The sequence below is a fragment of the Francisella uliginis genome (assembly GCF_001895265.1).
Taxonomy (GTDB): domain Bacteria; phylum Pseudomonadota; class Gammaproteobacteria; order Francisellales; family Francisellaceae; genus Francisella; species Francisella uliginis.
The window spans coordinates 1,613,784-1,637,219 of sequence record NZ_CP016796.1; the positions used below are offsets into that span (position 1 = coordinate 1,613,784).

Genomic DNA, 23,436 nt, shown 5'->3' on the forward strand with positions numbered 1-23,436 from the left:
TTAAAATGTTTTTTTAACCCAGCGAACAAAAGTCCCATCTTGACTATACTCTATATTCTTTGGAGCATCTGATCCTAGCTTCATATTAATCACCAAATCATCCGAAGTCTTATCAGCTGGGATAGTAATAACTTGTGTATTTGCTTTTTGATTAGTATCAGCATATCCAAAGATTAAATAGATATACTGTGTATTTTCTCGTCTATCTAGAGTTACTTCTTTATTTGTAGTATTAGGCTCTATAAATATGCGATCAAATCCTGTCTCTGTTTTATCTTTCATCTCATTTGACAGCAGATATGACAAACCTTTTTCACTATTCATAAGTTCAGTATATTTATTCCTTGTAGAAGTCTGAAGAACTCCTAAAGTCAAGCTATGGTTATAGCCGTTATACACATTTAGAGTTTTTTCTGATGAAATATTCAAAACTATGCCATCTTTTTTATATGGCCACTGATTTTGTGTAGTAGCGCAACTACTTAGTAATAAAACCAATAGTAAAACCACACTTTTATTTAGTATTTTTCTAATCATTTAACTTCATTCTCCTAATTAAATCATGAAATATTTTGTCTTATAAAATTCATTTTCTTGCGAATCAAACCAACTATTTACACCTAAGATAAGTTCTTTTTGTGTTTTTTTAAGTTCATCTTTGCTTATATGTAGTCTCACGAAACATCTAACTCGTGAATAACAATAAAACTTGACTAAGAAGCCTAATTTTCTTAAGTTTTCTCCACCATAATTAAATGATGCAAGATCATTAGCTGAAATATTTAAGATATCTATTTTTATACTTGAGAAAAAATCCTTAACATAGCTACCCAAATATATATCGCTACCCAAGCTACTATTTTTATAACCTAAACTCACATATTGCTCATCACTTAGATACTGTATTGTCTTAAAATTTGAGATTCTCATATCTAGATTGAAGTAATCTCTAAGCATTATTTGTAAGCCCTTAAGAGATCTTGAACGTTTACTAAAAAGTCCAGCATATCTAACTAGACCAATACTATTTGGTACAAGTTTTCTAAGAGTTTTATCACCTAAACCAACTAATGAATATGTTTTTTCGATATAGCTAGGAGACTTATTCTCATATGTCATGAGATTAAGCTTATACTTAAGCCATATTGAATATATTTTTTTATAAAATACTTGATGAAAAATATCTAAAAAATCTTTATTAACAGTTACGCTATCATTAACTTCTACAATTAGATTCTCTGTATAAAAAGTTGGTAATGGTGAAACTGTTCCATACAATCCCATGAAAGTAACTACTATCTCAATCTGATATTTACTCTTATCAAAAGATATTGACTTAATATCATTACCAGCAAATTCTAGGCTTAAATGTGGAGTCACTTTAATATCTAAAGCAGGCATGCCTATTTTTTTTGCAATACCTGATATCCCATTTAACCACCGAATAGCTTGATAGAAATTATATTTATAGCTATTGCTTACAAATAATTCTATTTCTCTAAAGATTCGCTGTTCATCATTGCTGGCCATTTAATAACCTCTCCAGATAAAGTATTAATTATTTGTAGTTTCGTAAAAGAATTTAAGGTTGCATACATTGAGAAAAAAACATTCAACATATTACCAAAAAAGAAAATCTCTGCATCTGATGAAAAACTAACACCATTAACATGCAAATCTATACAGCTACCTCTAAGTAGAACCCCTGAGATCATATAGCTCTGCTCTTTAAGCTCTAACTTTTCTATTCCTTTAATTTGTGATTTGAACCTATTAGTTAGAACATCATCTTTACCTCTATTAATAAATAGATAAAATTCTAATAAGTTTTTTAGATTATCTGCATCGATTATAGATAGATAGTTTAAAGACAACATTGACTGTAAACGCCACATCCAATCATTATCTTGAGGTGGATTTTTATATGTTGTAGGTGTATAGACATTCTCAAATTCAACCAAACTTGAGAAACTACTATTCTTAGAATTGATCTCACCTTTATGTAGATATTCTGGTAGTGAACCATTTGAGCATTCTAATGATATTGATAAAGTCTCTTGGCTTGTTAGCTGAGTCTTCTGATCATTCAATATAGTTATAAAATATGCTAATTCAGAACCGTCTATAGCTGTTCTATTTGTTATTTCATAGCAAGGTTTATCAAAGTTAGCTTCATTTAAGTTTTCTACGTCAACATATTTTTTTGCAAGAACAGTACCCTGTTCATAGCTTTGAACATCTTTTATATTATAGATAAAGTAATGTTTATGATCAGAGTTTGAATCTGGCATTATTCTATATTGATAATTTGTATCATCAAGATCAATTGGTTTAGCATCATAGTCAAATACATTTATAGCCAAGCCTGTATGTAAAAGAAAAGAATCATCAGCTAAACTAGGAAGCTCAGACTCTTTACAGTTTAAATAAAACCTCAAACTAAAATCTTTTTCTTTTTTACCGCCAAACCACTGCTTACCTAAATCCTCTAATTTTACTCTTAAGTATTTTTCAGGTAGTAAGAAGTATTCTTGTAGCACTCTAAAAGTCGTATCTGCATTACTTGGGTACTCTAAAATAGCATCTGAATCAGAAAACCCATCTGCAACTATATTTTGTTTTGTTAGCTCTTTAACATTTCCATCTGAATTTAGAGTTACTCTATCAACTTTATTTAATAGTAAATAATATAGATATACAGCATCTTGATATTGACCTCCTAAATGAAGAGATAACTGATCTTGCCATACATCTACTAAATTAGTTTTTCCAGCTGAGAAATTCAGCTCTATATACGACTGCTGATTAGTATTTTTGACCAACCCAATATCACTAATTTTAATTGGACTTAGAGTACAATCTTGACATAACCTAAACTTACATCTTGTCCCATTGACTGGAATAGAATCAAAATAAGTCCCCTTTTTAATAGTAAATATCTCATTTAAATTTACCTTAGGCTTAAAATGCATTAAAGTTGTACTAGGCAAAGGTCGTAAATAATGTGGAAAAAACTTCTTAATTAAGCCACCACTAAACTCTGGCAATTGATCATCAATTATTTCTTGGATTTCGGCGGATATATATGCAAATCCCTCTAGTAGTCTCTCGACATCTGGATCTGTTGATCTATCTCCAAGCATAGGAGCTATATTAGGATGAGCTTTTGAGAACTCTTTGCTCAAATCCTTAATATTTCGTAGCTCTTTTTTATAAATATCTTGAAATTTTGCCATACAAATATTGAATTTAAAATTAATTTATATTACTTAAATTCATAATAACAAATTAATTTATTATTACAAGTACATTAAATAACCATCACTTAAAATAAAGTATAGATTAATTTATATTTTATATAATTTACTTACTTTGAATTTAAATACAACAAATATTTTTATCTTAAAAGACTTATATTTTTCGCTATCGATCTTCTAGTTTTAAAATCATTAACCAGAAGCTCCTACTATACCAGCAATTACTGATGTTGCTAATGCTCGACACTTAGCGGCAAAACTTCTGTTTTCTTGTTCTTCTGCTAATCCAGCTTCTTGCTCTGCTTCTACTTGTGCTAGACCTTGAGCAACTTCGGCATTTTGGCCAGCTAAATTGTGACCTGTTATTCCTGATGTTGTAATACCATTAGGGGTTAAAGTAATACCAACTGTAGGCCCTGAAGCTAACTGTATACCTCTTTCATTAAGATATATTGAATTATTACCAAATCGCAGCATAATTTGCGTCTTTGAGACATCTATAAATGATAATAATCCCCTACTTTCATATCTATTTGCCGTTATACCGACAGATCTTGATTTTATATCAATATTAGGATACATAGATGTAGACACTGAACCTGGCGGTAAATTTTCGGATATACTGTATTGCAACTTTATTCGCTTAGCTCCAAAATAAATCATTTGACCAGCTGAGGTATTATAATTTTTAGTTACAGTTTCTGTGTAACTACCCCCGACTGTCTCTATATGATTGCCTTCTACAGTTTCTATAACATCTGGAGCCTCTTTTAAATGTCCCACTGGAAATGTATATTTTTCAAAAGTGTATTTTTTGATTGCAGTTTCAGATTCAAACCTAATACCCCCATAATTATTTATTTCTGCAGCAGCCCCTATAATATTTGTTGAATCAAGCATAAGTGATGCTGCAGTCACATCCACTTTTTCACCTACTAAATTAAACTCATTCATCCCAGCCCCTAGATGTAAATCTATATCAAATTTACCCATAGTTGCTGTATATGAGTCACCATGTGTTACAGAGAAACTATCTCCTATTATATTACTGTAACTACTTCCTGCTATAGTTACTCCTGCCTTCTCAGAGTAGTCTAAGCTTGCTACTTCTTCTTCATCAGGTTTTCCCCCCTCCGGTATTCCTCCCCATATCCAGTCAATACTATTGTCCCAATACTTATCTAGGTCAGTATAACCAACAGTATGAAATGATTCACCAAAAGGACTGTATATTTTGACATACTCTTCACCTTTTTCATCACTAAACTCAACAAAATTACCTTGAGCACTTTTAAACGCATATCCTTGATCTGAGTTTTTTTCAGTTATTAGGTTTCCATGACTAGAGTTTTGCACCGCACCTACTATTATTGGTTTATCTGGATTACCATACTCAAATCCGACAGATACTTCTACACCCTTATGTAGGGGTATGCTTGTCCCATACTCATTTTTCGACTCTTTATCAGACTTATAGTCAGATTTACTGCCTAACTTATTACCAAGAAAAGATTCAACCTTACGTATCCAACCCGATCCTTTACCAGGTTCATCATCACTATGCAAAAATTTTATTTTATATCTACCTTGATCATCTAAATATAGGCTATCATCATCTTTCTCAGAATCAATAATCGCAGGGATGACTCCATCAATTTTTTTTACAGGAGTTAATAATTGTGGTCTATACTGAGTTTTTAAAGGAATTGCTTTAAAATCTGTAGTAACTAATTGCATATCATCACCTTTCTCATTTTCATTTGAGAACTTTGATAGAAACAAAGCTCTTTGAGAAAAAGTTTGACTAACTGCTGTAATAAAATAACTATTATTATAATCTTTTCGGAAATGGTTCGTTAATTTAAAATAACGCCCAACATTCATGTTAGAAAGGTTAGTGCTTCCCATAAAAACATGCTCCATACATGCCATACCTTGACACCTTATATTAATAATCCTTTTAATACTATCATCATCAATTGCATTCTCATCAAAAATAGTTACATCACCTAGTCCTGTACTTGATATTTGCTTGGTCTGAGACATAGTTTGTGAATCATTTTCATAATCATAACCATTTAGTGTTAACTTTTTTGGCACTGTACTAGTATATGCAAAAAAGCTCATAACATAATTTTTCGTAGATGTATTATTTGATATTAGAGCATTTTTATCATAAGATAGAGTCCCTTCATTATTACTAGGTATAACTTTGGCTGAATTAGACTGATCTGTAAGGATTATGAAATTATGTTTATTACTTTTATGTTTATTACTACTCTTTTTATCAACGCTTTCAAAATCAAAGTAGTAGTAAATACCTTCATATTCTAGCCACCTAGATATAAAATCAAAATATGTTTCTTGATATTGAAATACAAATTCTCGCTTAGGATATTGGTCGGGATTACTTAACTCAATTTTATAATATATTAAATTTGCTTTAGCAAAACATTCTTTTACTATTTCATCAATAGACATATTCAAAAAGACATTTGTAGCTTTTTGGTTCTTTAGTTTAACTATTTCTGGTTCTATGATAATTTTATATTCATATGAATCACCTACCTCATCAAGTTGATTAAACTCTGTAACTATTCCATATATATTATTTGCAGAGCTTCCATCATCAAAAGAAACTTCTAGTGTACTTTGTTGATACATAAAATCACTGCTATTTAAACTACTATTAGATGATGAAAAACTTACTTCACATGTATATGGACTTGATATTTCTGATTCATACGCATAATCAAGAACTGCTATAGTATCATCATTGACACCATTAACTTTTAACTTTATTTTCATACTTAAACCCTCTTTACATTTGACATGATGTTACTAACTGAGGAGGGATCGGCACTGCTCCTTCAGGATAGTTCATACTATTATGTGATTGCGCAACACCAGTATGTTGAGCAGGTTCTCCATTGACTAACACAAGTTCTGATCCTTCCATGGGCTTACACTCACCACTCTCTTCCTCAGAAATCACTCCACCAAGCTCACCTGCTTCATCACCTGTTGACATAGGTATTGTTGACTGTAGAGTTCCTACAAACTGACCAGCTATTGTGAAATTCTCAGCAAAGCCTTCCATCTGACATAACTGTGCCATATTTGGGTACGGTATAGGTTCTCCTTCTGGAGGAGTCTTACAAATATCTGCATCTCCCATTGAAAAACCCTCACCGGCTACGATTAGATAAAACATATTCTTCTCCTCAGATTATCTTGCTAGCATATAGAGACACTTTTAGCATTAATATTAGTATCATCATCAGATACTAAATTGATGCTTTTTGCCTGTGCATTGTAGTGACTTTTGACTATCAACCTTAGATCCTCTATCACACTCTGTTCTAAATCTGCTATTTCTTTTAGAAGCTGATTTGATTTGATTTGTTTGAAATCACTTTGCTCATACATGCTTTTAGCAAAAATCTTCATATTATCTACTGCTGTTAGCATTTTTGAAGCAACAACATCATACTCTAGAGAAATGTTAGATATTGATGCTGCCTCAAAACTAAGCTTCTCTCTAGATTTGATAGATGTCTTATCTGGTAACTTGATATTTACTTCATCAACAGGGTTTTGTCTCTCAACCACTGCAAAAATATAAAATTGATTTTTTAAGTATTTAATATGTACAAGATCATCTTCTATAGGTTCGATAAAGCAACTAAAAGCTTTTTTTGCACTATATAAAACTCCATCAACATTTATTATAAAACTATCAGCTTCAATCCTAGTTATTACTGCTATATCTTCAGAGTTTTTGATTAAACTCTCATCAAAATAATGAACTTTCGCATCTAAATTATCCATTTATCTGCCACTCCTCTGCCTGTTTTTTTAACTCATCAGTATATTTAATATTATTTGTCTTTGCTGATGCCATGTTTGCCTTACCTTTAGTATCATGAAAAGCACAATAACTTAAGTCACTATTAGAAAAATCAGTCTCTTCAACCTTACTATAGTTCATATTCGAACAGTGAAATATTGAATCTTTACAACTTGATGAAGACAGATCACTTTCATTAAAATTACCAAATGAAAAATCACTCGTCTCCAAGTTTGCATTAACAATCTGAGCATTAGAAAATTGACAATAATGTGATTTGATTCCACTTAAGTTTGTTTGTGTAAGATTTGCATGATAAAAATTAAGATAATTTCCTTTTATATCTGATAAATTGGCTTTTGTAAGATCTGCACGAACAAATGAATTTTTCTCAAACTTAGAAATTCTACAAAAATCATTTGCCATCAATTTGCACATATAAAAATTATTACTGATCAAAGATACTCTATTCCAGCTACAATCTTTAAAAGATGAATTACTAAAAACTACACTATCAAATTTACAATCATTAAAACTAAAGTCATCAATTTTGCTAGATTTTAGATTCCCATTAGTAAACTTAATATCACTCATACTACTTTGAGTAAACTCAATATCATTCGCATTTAAACGTGATAAATCACTATTTTGGATCTTAGATTTCATAAAAGATGATGATTTCAATGATGCACTAACAAAGCTACATTCAATAAAATCAACATTATTAAACTCACAATCTAAAAAACTTACTTTTGAAAAATCACACTTTTCAAATATACAATTTTCAAACCCTATCTGTTTAAAAGATGTCATTTGAAAATCACTATCTGAAATACGACAACCAGATATAGTACTTTTAGATATTACTTTTGCTACAAAATCTATGTCATTTAATACAAGTGAATCTATCTTTTGATTTTTTATGCTCTCATTATCAGAGAATATATTATCTTGCTTATTATGCTCTTGAGTCATCTGTTTCCCTCACACTTTGTGCATTTTTAGCAGTTTCAAAATTACTCTTAACTAAATTTCTATCAAAAACAGCTTGAGCCAACTTAGCTTGATAAAAGTCAGCTTCATATAGGTTTGATTCTGTAAATACTGCCTTACTTAAGTTTGATTGATAAAAGTTAGCTTTAAGCAAGTTTGAATTCTCAACTAAACATCTCGATAAATTACATTTTGAAAAGATTATTTTTTTTGCTAGAACCTTATTAAATCTCTGTTCTGTCAAATCACACTGTTTAAATATTGAACTATTCATTTCAACACTTTCTAAAGTGTTATCTTTAAAAGTTGAGTTAGAAACTTTTATACCTTGATGAAAATTCGCTTGCTCAAAATTATTATTTATAATCTCTGAATCATTAACTTGAAAACCAGATACTATAACCTCATTAAAATCGTTATCATAAAAAGAACTTTTCCTAATACTAATATTCTTTAAGCATGCGCTTCTTAAATTGCTACTCAATAGTTTCGTGCTAGAGAAACTAACTCCTTCTAAAGAGCTTGATGGTACGTTTACAAATTCAATATTACTATTTATAAAATTACTATTATTTATGATAATTTTCTCAGCTTTAACTTTATCAAATACAACTTTATTAAATACACTTAAATCTACGCTACATTGATTAAGCTCTGCTAAGGAGATATTACAACTGTTAAAGCTACAAGTATCCATAAATAATAGACCTCTTGCGAAATACTACTTCAGAGGCATTTTATTTCTAAGTAGGTATTTTCTTTTTAGAATCCGTTTTGTAAATTAACTATTCCAGCCACTAAATTAAACCTAAGATTAGCTTTTTTACCAAAACTTCTATAGGTTTCACCCAGTATACGAAACTTTTTAATTTCTGCAATTTTATGCTCAACATAAATCCTAATCTTACTAAGCCATTTATTATAATTCTTCTGCTCTATACTTAAAGAACCTCCTTTGGGCTTTTTATAGGGGAGTTTTACTTTAGTAGATTCATTTTGAATACCTTGGTAGCCATTGTCACAATATTTATCAACATCACGAGCTAATTTATCTGATTTTCTGCGAACAGTTATATCATGAACACTGCCTGGATAAACCTTCGAAACATTAACTATTTGACCTGCTTCACTGATAGCTATTTCTACTTTCTGTGTATGGCTTTTTTTCTTCCCTGAATAGTTAGCCTTTCTTCGTTTTAATTTCTTAGGTCTCTGGATTGGCTGTTCTGTTGCATCTATTAAAAGTCTTTCTACTTTTTGATTAGTCATGCTTCTATCTTTTTTTATATGTATTTCTTTAACTAGTAGTAACTCTACTCGTCTAATTAGGCGATTTACATTTGATTCATCTAATCCTATCAAGTAGCCTAAAAATTCTTGTGTCATATAGCAACGATAATATATTAAAACTAACAATAATCTATCTGCATGATTATCAACTTTTGGCTTTCTGCCAATCCTTGGAAATCCTTCATCTAAGGATTTTGAGGCATCGGTTAAGATTTTATTGAAATGTTTTAGTTTTAAACCTGTTAGTTTTCTAAATATTCTGGCTTTCTTTGACAATATTGCGTAGCTTATTTGCATTTTTATGGATCTCTTAAGCAATCTTTCTATATATATGGTGAATAATTAGTATTTCGCAAGAGGTCTAATTTATATGCTGTAATATTTGACAAATCTGTTTCTTTAATTATGAGATTTTCAAACTTAGCATTAGTCATAGAAGATCCTATAAACTTACTATCTTTAATAGATATACTTTTTAAATTTAAATTTTCACAAATACTACTTGAAAAATCAGATGATAAAATACTTAGATTTTCAAAAGACACATCTGTTAACTTAGCATCTCTAAAATTAGTTTTATCGATTATACTTCTATCAAAAATAGCATTTTCTAATCTAGCATTTTCAAAGTTAGCACCTGTCAAGTCACAGTCAGAAAAATCATAGCTTCTTAAATCCTGGTTTGAAAAATCCCTACCAACACAATCCTTATCTACTTCATTTTCCGCATCAACTTTTTCTGACTCAGAATCAGAATCTAAAATCATTTTTGCAATTCTATCAGCACTTTTTTTTAAGTCATCTTCAGGAAGTTCTTTTAACTTATCTTTAGGGAGTATTGCTTTTAATTTTTTGAACTGTTCAGAAATCATCTGTGGCAATCTTGCTGCACTTTCCTTAATGCTTGTATTGGCATTTTGAATATCTGCTATTTTTTTATGCAAATCAACATTTGAGACTTTATTATTTAAATCTGATATTTTTTTGTCAACTAGGCCTTTTATAGCCTCAGAGATTGACTTTCCTTGGGTTTTACCATCCATTATATCTTGAATCTCTTGAGGTGGCTTATATGACTTATGTTTTTCAATATATTCAGCATATTTGCTTTTTACTTCTGCTATTTTTTGTTCTGCTTTTTTCTTGGCTTCTGCAAAATCTGAAGGGACCTTAACCTCAGGTTTCTTTATTTTCTCTTTTATTTCTGGCTTTTTAATATCTAGTTTTTTTTCTACCTTAGCCAGCTTTTCTTCTTTAGATTTTTCTTCTTTATAAGGATCTACTATAGATATGCTTTCTATATTAGAGTTTTCTTGGTCCAATACTTCAAGTTGACTATGTGAAATAACCAATGCCACATTCTTAAATGGAAAAACCCATAATACATCTGCTTTGAGATCTAGCTCTTTACTTTTATCTGTATTTATCTCTTTATAAAATGCTTGTATCTTTTTCTCAGGCAGTGAATAAGCTCTATACTCAGTATCATAATCATCTTTAATATAAAAAGATTCTCCCCATTTAAGCTCATCTTCTAACTGTTGATCTTTCGGCGCTAATTGAAAAGCAGTTTTATCGCAATCACTTGGTAATGCAGGCCATCTTTCAGCAAGCCATTTTTTATCAAATGTTCCTTTGGGCTTCTCATAGTTTTCACTACCTGGGTTTAGCGGTAAGAAATCCTGCTTTAGTGCCGATTTTTCTGACTCTAAAATTTTAAAACTATAGTTTTCTATATTCTGATCATCACAGTATATAAAATACTCTTGATATTTTCTTAAAATACCATTATCAAATATAATATTATTTTCTGTAAAACATTTTAGTATATTGCTTAGATCTTGCTTGTCTAACCATTCGTTACTATCTAGATAAAAACCTGAATAAATAGAAACATTCAAAAAGAACTTTTCTTTATTCCAAGTTGTTTTTTTTGCGAAAAGAAAGTGATCGGGTATTTCAACTTTCATAATATTCCTTAAATCTTATAAAGAAACTGTAACTCTTCCATTTGGGGTTAATACTGTAGTAATAACTAAAGGATTATTTGAACCACGAATCTTACCCACAATTGAGAGTTTCAACTTAGATGAATCAGTTAAATCTGACTCACCCTTAATTACTTTATCTACCAAAAATCTTGGCTCATATATAGTGATAACATCTTTAATTATTGACTCTATTTTATTTGATTCCAGATTATGGAAATCTGGAACACCATAATTATCAGATAATTTAACATTACCTTGCTTAGTATTTAGAATAAAACTAATATGATCTATTATTGACTCCATCAGATCATACTCACTAAACTCTTTAAAACGAGAGACTTTGCCTGATTCCCATGCACTAAATCTCTCAAGAAGTCTAAGTCTATGCATAAAAACCTAAATTGTTCTCCAGTCATAACTCATTTGTTTGTTATGAACTGTATCTTGCTCTTCTAACTTCTCATATGACATTTCAACTTCTACACGAACTGGCTTTGATGCATTATCAGAATCATGCATATCTGGCAGCACTCTTTTTACATTACATACTATCCCACCAGTAGCTTTAATTACATAAACAGTTTTCTGTTGGCCGGTTTTATCCAAGATAGGAAATGAAAAAGTAGCTTCTGTTATATTATCTCCTGATAAACATGCTTGCTTTAATTCTGCTTCATAAGAGCCCATATGTGTTCTAAATTTAATTGGTGCCGGTTTAGCTATTGAACCCGTTCCACCTTGAACACCTTGCGAGTTAACAGCCATTGAAATATTTTGCTCAAATCTATGAACCAATATCTGATCTTTAAACTCAGGTTTTACCTGCATAGGATCACTGATTGCACCATTTTTCTCTGTTGATAATTTTAAAAATGCAAAGTTTGCCATTTTATTTCTCCTTTTTACGATTGATTTATTGCTTATCTAGTTTCCCAACTAAAGATAAAGTAAAACTAGCACCCATATATTTAAAATGAGGCTTAATATTGAGCTTGACTCTGTACCAGCCAGGCTCACCTTCTACTGAAGACACTCCAATATATGCCTCTCTAAGAGGACATCTATTTTTAACATCTGCTGAAGGATTCTCCATATTTACAACATATTGATTTATCCAATCATTCAATCCTTTCTCTAAATCACTTTTTTCTTTCCAGCTACCAATATTTTCTCTTTGTAAAACTTTTATATAATGAGAAAGTCTAGATATAATAAATAAGTAAGGAAGCTGGCCGCCAAGCTTGTAATTAGTCTCAGCTGCTTTGCCTTCCTCAGTATTTGGAAAAACTTTAGGCTTTTGGCATGAGTTAGCTGAGAAAAATACCGCACTATTGCTACCTTTTCTCATTCCCAAACTTATAAAACCTAACTCTGAAAGCTCATACTCTCTTCTCTCAGAAATTAAAACTTCTGTCGGTATTTTTGTCTGAGTTTGTCCTAAAGATTTAAAGTTATAGATTGGAAGATTTTCTACAGCTCCTCCTCCTTTCGGCCCTATAATATTTGCTGCCCAACGATATTTTGCAAAACTATCATGAGCTCTACTTGCCAAAGTAAAACATGAATTACCCCATAAAAACTTATTATGTCCCTCTGAAACATCTTCAGTGTAATCAAAGCTTTTAGTTTTTACAGTATCTTCACTATACGGTAGTCTTAATAAAAACTTAGGACAAGTAAGACCCACATAACGAGAATTCTCTGACTCTCTAAAACTATTCCACTGTGTATACTGTGGCATTTCAAAAATACTACTAAGATCATTTAAGTTAGGCAACTTAGTAAAGCAGTCTATTCCAAAAAATTCCGGAGCAACAGATGACAAGAATGGTGCATGAGACATTGCACTTATACTTGCTATATTCTCAAGCAGCCCAACATCCATAGCACTTTGAGTAAAGCTATAATTACCAACAATTGATGCGAATGGTTGACCACCAAACTGTCCATATTCTCCTGTATAGACTAGCTTATATAACGCTGATTTTGTTATTTCAGGAACATCTTCAAAATCTTCAATTAACTCATCTTTAGTAGCGTTTAGAATATTGACTTTTATATTTTCTCTAAAATCAGTATTATCAACTAAATATTTTAGTGACCTCCATGTTGATTCAAGCTCTTGAAACTCTTCATTATGCAATATTTGATCAACTTGCTTAGATATTTTCTTATCTAACTCAGCCAGCATTCTATTAATCAGTAAACTTGAAATTTTCTCATCTTCAAATTCAGGTTTGCAAATTTCATCGACTAATGCTTTTAGACCAAGCTTAGCAATATTTGCTGTATTTTCTTCTGCAGATAGGTTTGATACATCAAGTAACTCATAAACTAGCCCTTCATTTAAATCAACTTTAGATTCTTCCAAGACTTTTTGTTTCACTTCAGACATTCTACTTATCCCCTTCTTTATAAGCTAATTCTTTTATTAACTGTTCTTTTGCTGTAGGATCCTTCATAATTGCAGCTAACTTTTTCTTGAATTCTGGAACATTTCCTAGTGGACTTTTAAGAGTCTTTAGAGCATTTCTTAATTCAATTAACTTTGCTAGGCTAGGCACTTGTTTCACAATGCCATCAGGTGAAAAATCAGATAATGATTCAAACTTTAAATTAACAGGGAGTTGATTTTCTTCATCATCTTGTTCACCAGTTAATTTATTAGCCACATTAATAGATAAATCTAATTGCTGCTCTTTTAAAACATCATTAAAATTATCTTTATTAACATCTATAACACTTCTCTCAGAAAGAGGAGTATTATCTTGCCCTGATTTAAACTTACCTACAACTAAGGTTTTCATTGGAAGTTCAACACTTTCCTCAACATCTCCGGTTGCCGCACGATAGACGATATTAATCCTTTCTTTAGGTGCAATCGAAACATCTTTACTCATATGCAATTCCCCCTTCATATTTAAATAGGTTATTTTTAATCTTTATGTAAGTTTAACTTATTAATATTGTAAGTTTTTCTTCATCTTATGATAATAATTGTTTCATATTATAATAACTTTTACAAAAAAATAAATTCAATTTAACTTAAATTAAAAAGAAATTAATATTCATATATTATTCATATAACTTAAAAAACAAAGATACAAAAGACAATAAACTAAACTTATTTCACAAATAAAATTACATAGAAAATGATTTAAAAAACCTTTAAAACAAAGGCTTTTAAGAATAAATGATTAAATATTTATTACGGGTTAAAATTTTAATTACTGATTTCTCTGAGAACTGTAAAATATTAAGAAAAAATATATTTAGAATATTTAGAACAAATTGAATTATTTTTGAAAAAAATAAAGGAAAAGAAAAATTAATATAAATTTTAAGCCTAGCTGAACTTATTCTAAGGTTTTAAAGCTAGATGGATAAGAAATATCAATATCATGATTTAAGGCTACTGGATTATTTACATATTCTAATTTTTGATGTTTTTTTGGCGCCTCATGTCTTGGGCTAGGTAAAGGAGTCACATAAATATTATAATTACCCCCACATGTAACTTCACCTAAACTGATTCTAGACTGCCCATCAAAAGCAATATTCCTATATTCTTGATCTTTTTTAGTATTAACCATCTCAAATACTACTCTATCTGCATCATTATAAACACTGGATTTAATCTTTATATAAACATTACAAAAATTACCATCTGCAAAACTAGATAGAGGCAACATTACTATAGTTGATAGTAAAAATATATATTTATGCAACTTCATTATTTATATAGCTTATGTATAGTACTGATAACAAAAATACTATTATCAATAATCTAAAACAAGTAGTAAATTAGAAAGTTATTACCAAATTTAGAATATCATCAATTAATCATCTTTTTTACTAAGTGATTTTGCTGTTTCCTGAGGAAGTTTAAATACCATATAACCTGCACCTCCTATAGCAAAACCAACTGCAGCAAGAGGAGCTACAACGATATTAACTATATCACTATCGCCAGAATGATGCTCACCATTATAAAGAATCTGTTGCGACATTGTAACACCTTTAAATAAACCAACAAATGCACCTATTGGAGCCATAATTAAGGATGCTGCGCCAATACTAATATCTTTAACAGGTGTAATAATTATATTATTTAAAGTACTACTATCATTAGTTTGTGTGTTTTCAGAGGAACTTATAGTATTTACAGATACTTTAGCTGTGCTCTCACTAGAAAAGCCATAGTTAAATAATATAAGAAAAATAAACACATAGCATATTAATTTTTTAATCATAGCTTCCTATCTTATATAAGAATTAAAATCGTTTTTATATTTTATATTCTAACAGCTTTATTTTGTATTAAAGTTTTATATTTTCAAAAATTATTTATTAAGAATAACAATCTAAGATAAGGTATAGATTACACATTTTAAATGTATCATTATGCTAATTCCATTACTGGAGGAGGAAAAGATTCACTAGATATTTCATCTGCAAAGCCATAGCCATAACTAGTAGAGCTTAAACTTAATACTGTTAATGTTATTGGTAGTATTTTTTTCATTTTGATCACTCTTTATAAGGTTTTAAATTCATATCCTTATTATGATTCAAAAACGATACATAGTAAAATATATAGTTCTTAACATACCCATAAAAATATCTTATAGATAAGTTAAATTAGACTCGTATCTCAAATAATTAATTTATTATTTCTTTACAGATAAATCTTTATATTTATAGACAAATACAAAATACTTTCAATTTGATATGAGAGTAACTTGTAAATAAGTATTATGAAAAATAAAATGGTGCCCGGGGCCGGACTCGAACCGGCACGGAGGTTAAGCTCCGAGGGATTTTAAGTCCCTTGTGTCTACCAATTTCACCACCCGGGCAGTATGGAGGCTGAGGCCGGAATCGAACCGGCGTCCAAGGCTTTGCAGGCCTCTGCATAACCATTTTGCTACTCAGCCACACATGCAAGAGTATGTGGAGCGGGAAACGAGGCTCGAACTCGCGACCCCAACCTTGGCAAGGTTGTGCTCTACCACTGAGCTATTCCCGCTTTATAGAGACATATATTACCTTATTTTAAAGTTTTGTCAACACTGATCTGTACTAAATCTTTATAATATTTTCTTTATTTTATTATTAGCTTAACTATTAACATCAAAAGTTATTTTAAATACTTTTTGGATATCATTTATTAACTTAATATTAGGTGAATTACTCAAGTTAACTCTCCCACCATTAGTTTTTACAGGGTTATGTTTTTTTAGAGACTTTGTATCATCAACCAACATATTCAACAATGCAGTTTGATTAACTGGTTTACTTGCCTTAGCATGGATACTTATATTCTTAGGATTTTGTAAAAACATTGCAAAAGATGATAATGTTTTTCTTAAGAACTGATCTTGCTGCTGTACTGCAAAAAGCTGTAATAAAGCCCCATATGATCCAAGTATCTGTTGAGGAGTTGTATTTGGATCTTTATTAGTATATCTTGCGATTTTTTCCAACAAACCATTATTTGCGAAACTAAAATCAATATCTGTCAAACATAGTTGATTTTTGCAGTTATATAAATCTTTTTGATTTTTATTTACTACTCCAAGATATGGTAATAAACTTAATTTACCATCAACCATTGCCTTTGTACTAGCACTTAACTTAGCTAAACCTTCAGCTTGTAAATTAAAGTTATTATTATACTTAGAATCTTTATAGCTACTATCAGAAGTTATTTTTATATTTAATTGCTTTTTACCTAGAAGATCTAGGACTTGTTGAGCTGGTGATTTTTTAGCAAAGGAATCTTTATCAAAGTTTAGTTGGATTGCTACATCTGCTGTATTTGTCTGGATATATGCATTCTTCAAAAATGCGTTAGATCCATTTATTATATCTTTTATCTGAGTATTTTCCAGATCAATACCATCAACCACAACATTATACTTAACATGGCTTTGCGAGCCTAAATTACCATCAACATTAAGCTCAAGCTCTCCAGGTTTTTTACCTAGCGAACCATTGATATCTAAATTAGGGGTTTGCTTATAGTCCTTACCTAAATATTGTAATGTTATTTCTTTCAAAACTTCTGTAAAGTTAGCATCAAAATCAAGATCCTTTATTTTTGAACTCATTACTTTGTTTTTTAGACTTGCTAAAAAGTCATTATCAAAAGCAGTATCTGATAAGTCAAAACTTGTTAATTCAAAATCTTCTTTAACAAAAGGTTTTTTATTGACTGTAGAATCAAGATCAAATTTTAATGTACTATCACTATGATCATAATCAATATCAAGATTATAAACTCCTTTACCTATAGCATTCATAGCAATTTTATAAAGATTATCATCTCCTGATAGCTTCTTAGGGTTAACTTTTGCACTAACCGCATTACTACTTGCAACAGAAGATGCTAGATTTGTAACTCTTAGACCTTCTATCTTAATAGATACATCATCATTAATTTTTTGATTAACTTTTAAACCTTTAATTACAAGCTTGTCTATAGATACATTAGGATTTTTATCACCGCTACTTACTATCAAAACATCTGAAGCAGTAATATCACCGTTACTATCTTTATCAACTTTACCTACTGTAATATGGGTTTGAAAAGGAAATAAAGAATCTAAATTACTAATAATAGTATTTTTTATGACGCTACTATCTTGCGTAGTTGTTTTATGCGAAGGTACAACTGCAGCAGCATATAAATTTGTAGTCGCTAAAGTAGCTGTACATATTGATGTTACCAAAAATATTTTCTTAAAACTCATTTCACCCTCTTTTCTAGTTTATTTTTTCTAATTTTAAAAAATCTAAATCTTTTTTGCGTAATGAAAAAATTCCACAATTTGTTTCAAATGCTATCGGTCCGCCAAAGATTGATCTATTTATAACTGTCATCTGCTGACCTTCTATTACTCCCATTGCTATTATCTTATCTTTAAAAGCATTTGGACAGCTCTCATGAAAACCTTTAATAATAAATTTATCATTTTTATGGTAGCTCATAACAAAACCCTATATATTTTTATACTACTATTAATTATAATCTTTCATTAGTATAACATTAATAAATTAAACCATAGTTTAGTTTATAAAAAATTTGTTGCCAAAATAAGCTTATGAAAGATCTATCAAAACTAGATATACCTAAAAAACAAAAAAATAATGTTCAGCAAGAACCTGAAAAGCCTAAATTAAACAAGAAAAAAAAGCTTCTTGTTGTTGCTGTCGTATGCCTTTTAAGTGTTGCTGTTGCTTCAAAACTTATCAATAAACATTTGAAAAAAATCAAAGCTGAAGAAAAAGCAAAGATAGAACAGCAAGTAGATAAAAAAGAAACTAAAGATACTTCAAAAGATACCGAGCAAAATCAAAAAGCCAATAGTGATCAAAAGCCAGACTTTTCTGAAGATACTCCAAGTGGAAAAATGGTATTTACATTTTATGACAATCTTAAACATGATAGTGTTAGTGTAAATGTAGAGCCTGAAGCCAAAAGAGCACAGTATAAATACACATATATATACCAAGTGGCCTCTTTCAGACATATGAATGAAACCTCATGGTATGTTAAAAAAATGAAAGAAGATGGTTTAGATCCTAAATTTAAACGTGTTGGAAACTGGATTAGAATGTATATAGGTCCATATGACAGTAAGCGTGCTATGGCTCCAGATATTATTAAGCTTCAAAGAATAGGCTTAAATGGTGGATTCCCTAGAGAGGTCAGCCGTACTAAAATTGAACCAAAAGATGATAAGAAAGACTCTAAAGCATCTACTGATAAAAAAGATAGTTCTAATAAAGATACTTAAAATAATAGATAGATATTAAAAATTATTCTTTAACTCTCGCAATTTGATAAACATCTCTTTACCTAATGAATACTTTGGCAAAGCCTTTGTGAGTCTGTCATCATTTATAGATCTAATAAAAATATTAAGTTTACTCTCTACGCCTAAATCAACTACAGGCTTTTCTTCAGCTGCCAAATTAGCCACTCGCTCTCTATAATATATAAAATTATCATCTTCAGGTAAGATACTTAATGCAAAATCTAAATTATTTTGCCAATAATCATGTGCTGGGTACGGCTTAATATCAGCATCTAAATTTATAATTTTAACTAAAGACTCATATAGCTCATTTACATCTGCTGTTTGAGCGTGAACACCTCCTACTCCAGCATTAAATAAAGTATCACCGCAAAATAGAGCTTTTTCTCTTTCAAATAAGAAACTAACATGATCTGATATATGACCTGGAGTATATAGAACTTTAAAACTAGTAAAACCTAAGTCGATCACATCACCTTCTTTAACATATACATCTGGCTTAAATAAATCATTATCAGTATATGCATAAACTTTTGTATGAGGATAAAGCTCAACTAATTTCTTAACTCCAGCAATATGGTCACCATGCTTATGCGTTATAAGTATTGCCTTAAGTTGTAGATTGTTTTGCTTAATAAATTCATCAAAAATATCTGCCTTTAAAGGATCAATAATTATTGCGTTATCATTATCATATAAAAGATATTGATAATTTCTCAAACTATTGTTTAAAAACCATCTTTTAACTTGCATACATAACCTCTTAATTAGTTATTTCTATAAACTAGTCTTGCCTCTGATAAATCTATGCCTGCAATCTCACCATTTTTTATAAAAAATTTACATAAAATATGAGAATATCTTTCTAAATCCAACATAGATAGTGAATCTTTAATATTTCTCTCAATATAGTCATAAATCATCTTAAAGCTAACGTTATCTGATTTAACTACTGCTAACTCTAATAGTGTAATAATACTGTGATAATCGTTATTAGTTCTATCAAGAACTTTATTAACTAATCTAGAAACAGGCATATTGAAAGCATTAACATAGAATCTTAACATCTCCGAAGACATATTAGAGCTATTAAATTGTTTTTTGGCAAACTTCTCTGCAAAAGTCATTTCATTTAAAGCTACTAACTGTTCTAAATAAACTCTGCTTAAGGTTGGTGTTGTATCTGCTTTATTATAAATATCTGATAGCTTATCAAAATCTTTTGCTCGTCTTAGAGCTAATATAATTAGTTTTTCTTCAATATCTGCTTTTAAAAAAGCATCGTATTTTTCTAAAACTTTCAATGCAAAGGTATCATCTTTATCAGCCAGAGCTACATTACCAGCCAAGTTAGCAATATTTGGCATAAATCTATTATTATTGCACTCTAATAAGACTAAGGCTCTTGATTTAGCTTCACTAAACTTCTGAACTAGATAAAATTTATATACTTCAAAAAATTTATATGTAATAGTTTTGCTATCTATTTGTTTTAAAGACTTTTCTAGCTCTTTAACATTCTCTGTAGCTGCTATTATTTCAAACTTTCTGAATAAAATGTAATCTCTTAAATATTTGGGCGTCAACTTAGCTAAACTTGAAACACTTAACTGTTGCATTAATTTATCGTTCTGCAACGAAACATCAGCGACTATATCAATAAACTTCTCTTGCTTATCAACCATAAATAAGCCAAAAAGCCAGCTAAACAATAAGTAAGGAAAACTAAGACTCAATTTAATTATTCTAACGCCAAAAACTATTAAGAAAAACAATATTGCCAGCCCAAAAACAAATGCTACTAGATTCATTTTTATAGTTTTATCAGATAAAACAAGCATAATGTAACCATGATATTTGGTAGCCCAAATACCTACCACTGTAGCTATGATAACCGCTATTATAAGCTTTATAATATTTATCATTTGTTACTTTCCTTTTTTACTTGTAGTGACCTTTAGCACTGATTCTTTAGTTAAAAGCTCATTTTGCTGGCTCGATAACTGGTTAATAACCTTATCAAGAGAATTATCTAAATCTTTAGTTTTTCGAGCATGAATATTTTGTATAGTTTTTTCTAAGCTTTTTGCATTCTTATCTTGTATAAAATATTTTTTCAAAATATTTGTGATATTCGTTTTAGCTTGTGTAATATCAGCTTCATTATTCGTATACATCGCTGTTTGTAAAGAAATTAAAGACTGGTATAAATTATCTGAAATAAATTGTTTTGCTTGTTTAGTTGATACAAGAGTTTGGTTTTTAGGAATATCTTGAATTTCAACAATTGAACTTAGCAGCTTCATGTATTTATTTTTAGATTGCTTAGGTTTTACTGAATCAACCGTATTTGGTGTAATATATTTTAATTTACCAAACTGCTGCTCAATATTAGTAAACTCTTTTATAACATCTTCTTTAGAAGCATAATTTTTTAAAGTATTTTTGATACTTTGACGATCACTTGCACTTATATTCGCAACTTTACTTGCTTCAATCTTATCAAAAGCTATATCAACTAAATCATTTGCTCTCTGAACATCCCCACTAAAAGCCACAACATCTTTTGCCAAAATTAAATAATCAATTGCTGATTGAATATTTATTATACTCATTTGCATGTATAAATCTTTTGCAGGAGTCGCTAACTGACTATTTACAGTTGAAAGCTGAGATTGAATAGCTTTTATACTGTTCTGCTGTGAATCGTTTTGGCTACTTACATCATTAAGAATAGCATCTTGGTCACTTTGAGTTTGTTTAAGTTTAGCTAACTGTTTTTCTAAAACAGTATATTGATGCGCTTCATTATTAGCATTTTTAGACTTGATTACTGAATCAATTGTTACATAACCAGCCATACCTACAGCTACCAACGACACTACAAAACTAAGTTTAGAAATAACTGCTTTTGAGCTTTTATCTTTAGTTTTATTTTTTTGCGCAATAGTATTCTTATCATCACTACTTTGCTGGTGAGAATTTTTTGTTGCCGACATTTCTACTAGCCTCTGTAATTTCCAATATTTTCCTAAAAATATAATCGTTATTTATTTTCTCAAGCTTTAAAGTGTTTCTAAAGCCCTGCTTATTTACAAATTCTAGCATCTTTGAGCTAGTTATGGTAACAATTGCATCCTTTGGAGCAGATGTTTTTGCAAAAATTCTAATTAATGACTTAAATACATCTAAACTTGTTACAGCTATAACATCAGGATCCTTTTGTGAAAAAGATTGTAGGTACCTATCACATAGATAATCAACATCCTCAAAAACTCTCTCATAAACCTCAAACTTACTACACCTTGTATATTTAGAAAGTTCTTTTACTAAAAGATCATTACCACCAACACCAGAGACAATCGCAAAATCTTGTTTTGATATATCATTTTGCAAAATTAATTTTAGTAATTCTTGCGAGTTATATTTAGTATGAGGATATTCAGCATTTAAGCCAAAAGTTTTAAGAAAACTAGCAGTACTAGCTCCAACTGCATATATTTTTTTACCTATAAATAGTTTGGGAGAATACAGTTTAAATAAACCTTGTACTGCATATTTACTCGTAAATATAATTGTACTGTACTGATAGATTTCTTCAGATATATTTTTATAGGAGATCTTTATAGTCGGCAAACCTGTAGCCGTAAACCCTTTAGAACAAAATAACTCTACTAAATCAGAGGCATCTTTTTCTGGTCTGCAGACAAGTATTTCCATTTACTGATTTTTAGTTGCTGTTGCATATATATAATTAAGCATTGACTTCAAACCATTAGCTCTATTTGAGCTTAAATTATTACCAAAGCCGATCTGCTGGATAAAATCAGTATTTGACTCTAGGATCTCAGCAGGAGTTGCATCATTATAAACTTGTAACAAGGTTGCTATAAGTCCCGAAACGATCAACGCATCACTAGTTGCGATGAAATTTAACTTACCATTATCAACACTGCTATCAAACCAGACTTGAGACTGACATCCTCTAACTAAATTATCGTCAGTTTTCTTATCTTCTGGAAATTCTGGCAACTGTTTGCCTAATGAAATAATATAATCATATTTATCTTCCCAATCATCGAAAAAAGATAATTCATCTATTAAATCTTGCTGTCTTTGTATAACTTGATTAGTCATTTTAATTAAAAATAAATTAGCCCAAAACTTAGCGGATATATTAACATAAATGTCTAGTTATATAAAAGTTTATAAAAATTCATAAAATTCCCAAA

25 protein-coding genes and 3 tRNA genes are annotated in these 23,436 nt (G+C 30.1%); 1 reads left to right on the plus strand and 27 read right to left on the minus strand.

Going from position 1 to position 23,436, the window contains the following annotated elements; all coding sequences use genetic code 11:
- From F7310_RS07520 to F7310_RS07620, 22 genes are all read right to left on the minus strand, one after another.
- Window positions 1-537 (minus strand): type VI secretion lipoprotein TssJ, encoded by a 537-nt coding sequence (locus tag F7310_RS07520; protein WP_072712932.1) that lies wholly within the window; start codon window positions 535-537, stop codon window positions 1-3.
- An 18-nt stretch (window positions 538-555) separates the two neighbouring features.
- Window positions 556-1,530 carry a type VI secretion system baseplate subunit TssG gene (gene tssG / locus F7310_RS07525; RefSeq protein WP_072712934.1) on the minus strand — a complete coding sequence of 325 codons (975 nt, stop codon included), beginning with the start codon at window positions 1,528-1,530 and terminating at the stop codon, window positions 556-558.
- Entirely contained in the window at window positions 1,491-3,236 is a 1,746-nt protein-coding gene (tssF, locus tag F7310_RS07530) for a type VI secretion system baseplate subunit TssF (RefSeq protein ID WP_072712935.1), read from the minus strand. Before tssF ends, tssG begins: the two co-directional genes overlap by 40 nt.
- Before the next feature lie 213 nt (window positions 3,237-3,449).
- The gene (locus F7310_RS07535) at window positions 3,450-6,065 is read right to left on the minus strand and encodes a type VI secretion system Vgr family protein (protein ID WP_072712937.1); all 2,616 of its coding nucleotides are present in this window, start codon (window positions 6,063-6,065) and stop codon (window positions 3,450-3,452) included.
- 13 nt (window positions 6,066-6,078) lie between these two features.
- Complete coding sequence (locus F7310_RS07540; protein ID WP_072712938.1) at window positions 6,079-6,471, minus strand: DUF4150 domain-containing protein; 393 nt, start codon at window positions 6,469-6,471, stop codon at window positions 6,079-6,081.
- 23 nt (window positions 6,472-6,494) lie between these two features.
- Window positions 6,495-7,088 carry a DUF3540 domain-containing protein gene (locus F7310_RS07545; RefSeq protein ID WP_072712940.1) on the minus strand — a complete coding sequence of 198 codons (594 nt, stop codon included), beginning with the start codon at window positions 7,086-7,088 and terminating at the stop codon, window positions 6,495-6,497.
- Window positions 7,081-8,082 carry a pentapeptide repeat-containing protein gene (locus F7310_RS07550; protein WP_072712941.1) on the minus strand — a complete coding sequence of 334 codons (1,002 nt, stop codon included), beginning with the start codon at window positions 8,080-8,082 and terminating at the stop codon, window positions 7,081-7,083. The genes F7310_RS07545 and F7310_RS07550 overlap by 8 nt, the downstream gene beginning before the upstream one ends.
- On the minus strand, window positions 8,066-8,797 hold the full coding sequence (locus tag F7310_RS07555; protein WP_072712943.1) for a pentapeptide repeat-containing protein: 732 nt from the start codon (window positions 8,795-8,797) through the stop codon (window positions 8,066-8,068). Before F7310_RS07555 ends, F7310_RS07550 begins: the two co-directional genes overlap by 17 nt.
- Window positions 8,798-8,862: 65 nt before the next feature.
- Window positions 8,863-9,687, minus strand: a complete 825-nt coding sequence (locus tag F7310_RS07560; protein ID WP_072711046.1) for a transposase family protein — start codon at window positions 9,685-9,687, stop codon at window positions 8,863-8,865.
- Window positions 9,688-9,713: 26 nt separating this feature from the next.
- On the minus strand, window positions 9,714-11,360 hold the full coding sequence (locus tag F7310_RS07565; RefSeq protein ID WP_072712944.1) for a DUF2169 domain-containing protein: 1,647 nt from the start codon (window positions 11,358-11,360) through the stop codon (window positions 9,714-9,716).
- 15 nt (window positions 11,361-11,375) lie between these two features.
- The gene (gene tssE / locus F7310_RS07570; RefSeq protein ID WP_072712946.1) at window positions 11,376-11,771 is read right to left on the minus strand and encodes a type VI secretion system baseplate subunit TssE; all 396 of its coding nucleotides are present in this window, start codon (window positions 11,769-11,771) and stop codon (window positions 11,376-11,378) included.
- A 6-nt stretch (window positions 11,772-11,777) separates the two neighbouring features.
- Window positions 11,778-12,269 carry a type VI secretion system tube protein Hcp gene (locus F7310_RS07575; RefSeq protein ID WP_072712947.1) on the minus strand — a complete coding sequence of 164 codons (492 nt, stop codon included), beginning with the start codon at window positions 12,267-12,269 and terminating at the stop codon, window positions 11,778-11,780.
- A 25-nt stretch (window positions 12,270-12,294) separates the two neighbouring features.
- On the minus strand, window positions 12,295-13,776 hold the full coding sequence (tssC, locus tag F7310_RS07580; RefSeq protein WP_072712949.1) for a type VI secretion system contractile sheath large subunit: 1,482 nt from the start codon (window positions 13,774-13,776) through the stop codon (window positions 12,295-12,297).
- A 1-nt stretch (window position 13,777) separates the two neighbouring features.
- Complete coding sequence (gene tssB, locus F7310_RS07585) at window positions 13,778-14,281, minus strand: type VI secretion system contractile sheath small subunit (protein ID WP_072712950.1); 504 nt, start codon at window positions 14,279-14,281, stop codon at window positions 13,778-13,780.
- A gap of 456 nt (window positions 14,282-14,737) precedes the next feature.
- Entirely contained in the window at window positions 14,738-15,115 is a 378-nt protein-coding gene (locus F7310_RS07590) for a hypothetical protein (RefSeq protein ID WP_072712952.1), read from the minus strand.
- A 105-nt stretch (window positions 15,116-15,220) separates the two neighbouring features.
- A complete protein-coding gene (locus tag F7310_RS07595) occupies window positions 15,221-15,634 on the minus strand; it encodes a hypothetical protein (RefSeq protein WP_072712953.1) in 414 nt (137 codons plus the stop codon).
- A gap of 149 nt (window positions 15,635-15,783) precedes the next feature.
- Window positions 15,784-15,906 (minus strand): hypothetical protein, encoded by a 123-nt coding sequence (locus F7310_RS10810; RefSeq protein WP_257786351.1) that lies wholly within the window; start codon window positions 15,904-15,906, stop codon window positions 15,784-15,786.
- Between the two features lie 245 nt (window positions 15,907-16,151).
- Window positions 16,152-16,240, minus strand: a tRNA-Leu gene (locus tag F7310_RS07600).
- Between the two features lie 4 nt (window positions 16,241-16,244).
- Window positions 16,245-16,318: transfer RNA gene (locus F7310_RS07605), tRNA-Cys, on the minus strand.
- 17 nt (window positions 16,319-16,335) lie between these two features.
- Window positions 16,336-16,410, minus strand: a tRNA-Gly gene (locus F7310_RS07610).
- Between the two features lie 91 nt (window positions 16,411-16,501).
- Window positions 16,502-18,136, minus strand: coding sequence for a hypothetical protein (locus tag F7310_RS07615; protein WP_072712955.1), 1,635 nt, complete (start codon window positions 18,134-18,136; stop codon window positions 16,502-16,504).
- 13 nt (window positions 18,137-18,149) lie between these two features.
- Entirely contained in the window at window positions 18,150-18,374 is a 225-nt protein-coding gene (locus F7310_RS07620) for a FeoA family protein (protein WP_072712956.1), read from the minus strand.
- A 113-nt stretch (window positions 18,375-18,487) separates the two neighbouring features.
- On the opposite strand from F7310_RS07620, the gene F7310_RS07625 reads away from it, so the two are divergent.
- Window positions 18,488-19,183, plus strand: coding sequence for an SPOR domain-containing protein (locus F7310_RS07625; RefSeq protein ID WP_072712958.1), 696 nt, complete (start codon window positions 18,488-18,490; stop codon window positions 19,181-19,183).
- Between the two features lie 15 nt (window positions 19,184-19,198).
- Here the strand turns inward: F7310_RS07625 and F7310_RS07630 are convergent, their stop codons facing one another.
- The 5 genes from F7310_RS07630 to F7310_RS07650 are packed head-to-tail and all read right to left on the minus strand — an operon-like array spanning window position 19,199 to window position 23,341.
- Window positions 19,199-19,957, minus strand: coding sequence for a hydroxyacylglutathione hydrolase (locus F7310_RS07630; protein WP_072712959.1), 759 nt, complete (start codon window positions 19,955-19,957; stop codon window positions 19,199-19,201).
- 14 nt (window positions 19,958-19,971) lie between these two features.
- A complete protein-coding gene (locus F7310_RS07635; protein WP_072712961.1) occupies window positions 19,972-21,129 on the minus strand; it encodes a heme biosynthesis protein HemY in 1,158 nt (385 codons plus the stop codon).
- 3 nt (window positions 21,130-21,132) lie between these two features.
- The gene (locus tag F7310_RS07640) at window positions 21,133-22,203 is read right to left on the minus strand and encodes a hypothetical protein (protein WP_072712963.1); all 1,071 of its coding nucleotides are present in this window, start codon (window positions 22,201-22,203) and stop codon (window positions 21,133-21,135) included.
- Entirely contained in the window at window positions 22,169-22,924 is a 756-nt protein-coding gene (locus F7310_RS07645; RefSeq protein ID WP_072712964.1) for a uroporphyrinogen-III synthase, read from the minus strand. Before F7310_RS07645 ends, F7310_RS07640 begins: the two co-directional genes overlap by 35 nt.
- A complete protein-coding gene (locus tag F7310_RS07650; RefSeq protein ID WP_072712966.1) occupies window positions 22,925-23,341 on the minus strand; it encodes a SufE family protein in 417 nt (138 codons plus the stop codon).
- Window positions 23,342-23,436 lie beyond the last annotated feature (95 nt).

What these genes read in the sequence shown, in the direction of transcription:
- F7310_RS07560 (WP_072711046.1), bottom strand. Translation starts at nt 9,687, where the DNA reads ATGCAAATAAGCTACGCAATATTGTCAAAGAAAGCCAGAATATTTAGA.
- F7310_RS10810 (WP_257786351.1), bottom strand. Translation starts at nt 15,906, where the DNA reads ATGAAAAAAATACTACCAATAACATTAACAGTATTAAGTTTAAGCTCT.
- F7310_RS07645 (WP_072712964.1), bottom strand. Translation starts at nt 22,924, where the DNA reads ATGGAAATACTTGTCTGCAGACCAGAAAAAGATGCCTCTGATTTAGTA.
- F7310_RS07630 (WP_072712959.1), bottom strand. Translation starts at nt 19,957, where the DNA reads ATGCAAGTTAAAAGATGGTTTTTAAACAATAGTTTGAGAAATTATCAA.
- F7310_RS07565 (WP_072712944.1), bottom strand. Translation starts at nt 11,360, where the DNA reads ATGAAAGTTGAAATACCCGATCACTTTCTTTTCGCAAAAAAAACAACT.
- F7310_RS07545 (WP_072712940.1), bottom strand. Translation starts at nt 7,088, where the DNA reads ATGGATAATTTAGATGCGAAAGTTCATTATTTTGATGAGAGTTTAATC.
- F7310_RS07635 (WP_072712961.1), bottom strand. Translation starts at nt 21,129, where the DNA reads ATGATAAATATTATAAAGCTTATAATAGCGGTTATCATAGCTACAGTG.
- F7310_RS07625 (WP_072712958.1), top strand. Translation starts at nt 18,488, where the DNA reads ATGAAAGATCTATCAAAACTAGATATACCTAAAAAACAAAAAAATAAT.
- tssC (WP_072712949.1), bottom strand. Translation starts at nt 13,776, where the DNA reads ATGTCTGAAGTGAAACAAAAAGTCTTGGAAGAATCTAAAGTTGATTTA.
- F7310_RS07620 (WP_072712956.1), bottom strand. Translation starts at nt 18,374, where the DNA reads ATGAGCTACCATAAAAATGATAAATTTATTATTAAAGGTTTTCATGAG.
- F7310_RS07535 (WP_072712937.1), bottom strand. Translation starts at nt 6,065, where the DNA reads ATGAAAATAAAGTTAAAAGTTAATGGTGTCAATGATGATACTATAGCA.
- F7310_RS07650 (WP_072712966.1), bottom strand. Translation starts at nt 23,341, where the DNA reads ATGACTAATCAAGTTATACAAAGACAGCAAGATTTAATAGATGAATTA.
- F7310_RS07550 (WP_072712941.1), bottom strand. Translation starts at nt 8,082, where the DNA reads ATGACTCAAGAGCATAATAAGCAAGATAATATATTCTCTGATAATGAG.
- tssG (WP_072712934.1), bottom strand. Translation starts at nt 1,530, where the DNA reads ATGGCCAGCAATGATGAACAGCGAATCTTTAGAGAAATAGAATTATTT.
- F7310_RS07590 (WP_072712952.1), bottom strand. Translation starts at nt 15,115, where the DNA reads ATGAAGTTGCATAAATATATATTTTTACTATCAACTATAGTAATGTTG.
- F7310_RS07555 (WP_072712943.1), bottom strand. Translation starts at nt 8,797, where the DNA reads ATGGATACTTGTAGCTTTAACAGTTGTAATATCTCCTTAGCAGAGCTT.
- F7310_RS07540 (WP_072712938.1), bottom strand. Translation starts at nt 6,471, where the DNA reads ATGTTTTATCTAATCGTAGCCGGTGAGGGTTTTTCAATGGGAGATGCA.
- F7310_RS07520 (WP_072712932.1), bottom strand. Translation starts at nt 537, where the DNA reads ATGATTAGAAAAATACTAAATAAAAGTGTGGTTTTACTATTGGTTTTA.
- tssF (WP_072712935.1), bottom strand. Translation starts at nt 3,236, where the DNA reads ATGGCAAAATTTCAAGATATTTATAAAAAAGAGCTACGAAATATTAAG.
- F7310_RS07615 (WP_072712955.1), bottom strand. Translation starts at nt 18,136, where the DNA reads ATGAGTTTTAAGAAAATATTTTTGGTAACATCAATATGTACAGCTACT.
- tssE (WP_072712946.1), bottom strand. Translation starts at nt 11,771, where the DNA reads ATGCATAGACTTAGACTTCTTGAGAGATTTAGTGCATGGGAATCAGGC.
- F7310_RS07595 (WP_072712953.1), bottom strand. Translation starts at nt 15,634, where the DNA reads ATGATTAAAAAATTAATATGCTATGTGTTTATTTTTCTTATATTATTT.
- F7310_RS07575 (WP_072712947.1), bottom strand. Translation starts at nt 12,269, where the DNA reads ATGGCAAACTTTGCATTTTTAAAATTATCAACAGAGAAAAATGGTGCA.
- tssB (WP_072712950.1), bottom strand. Translation starts at nt 14,281, where the DNA reads ATGAGTAAAGATGTTTCGATTGCACCTAAAGAAAGGATTAATATCGTC.
- F7310_RS07640 (WP_072712963.1), bottom strand. Translation starts at nt 22,203, where the DNA reads ATGTCGGCAACAAAAAATTCTCACCAGCAAAGTAGTGATGATAAGAAT.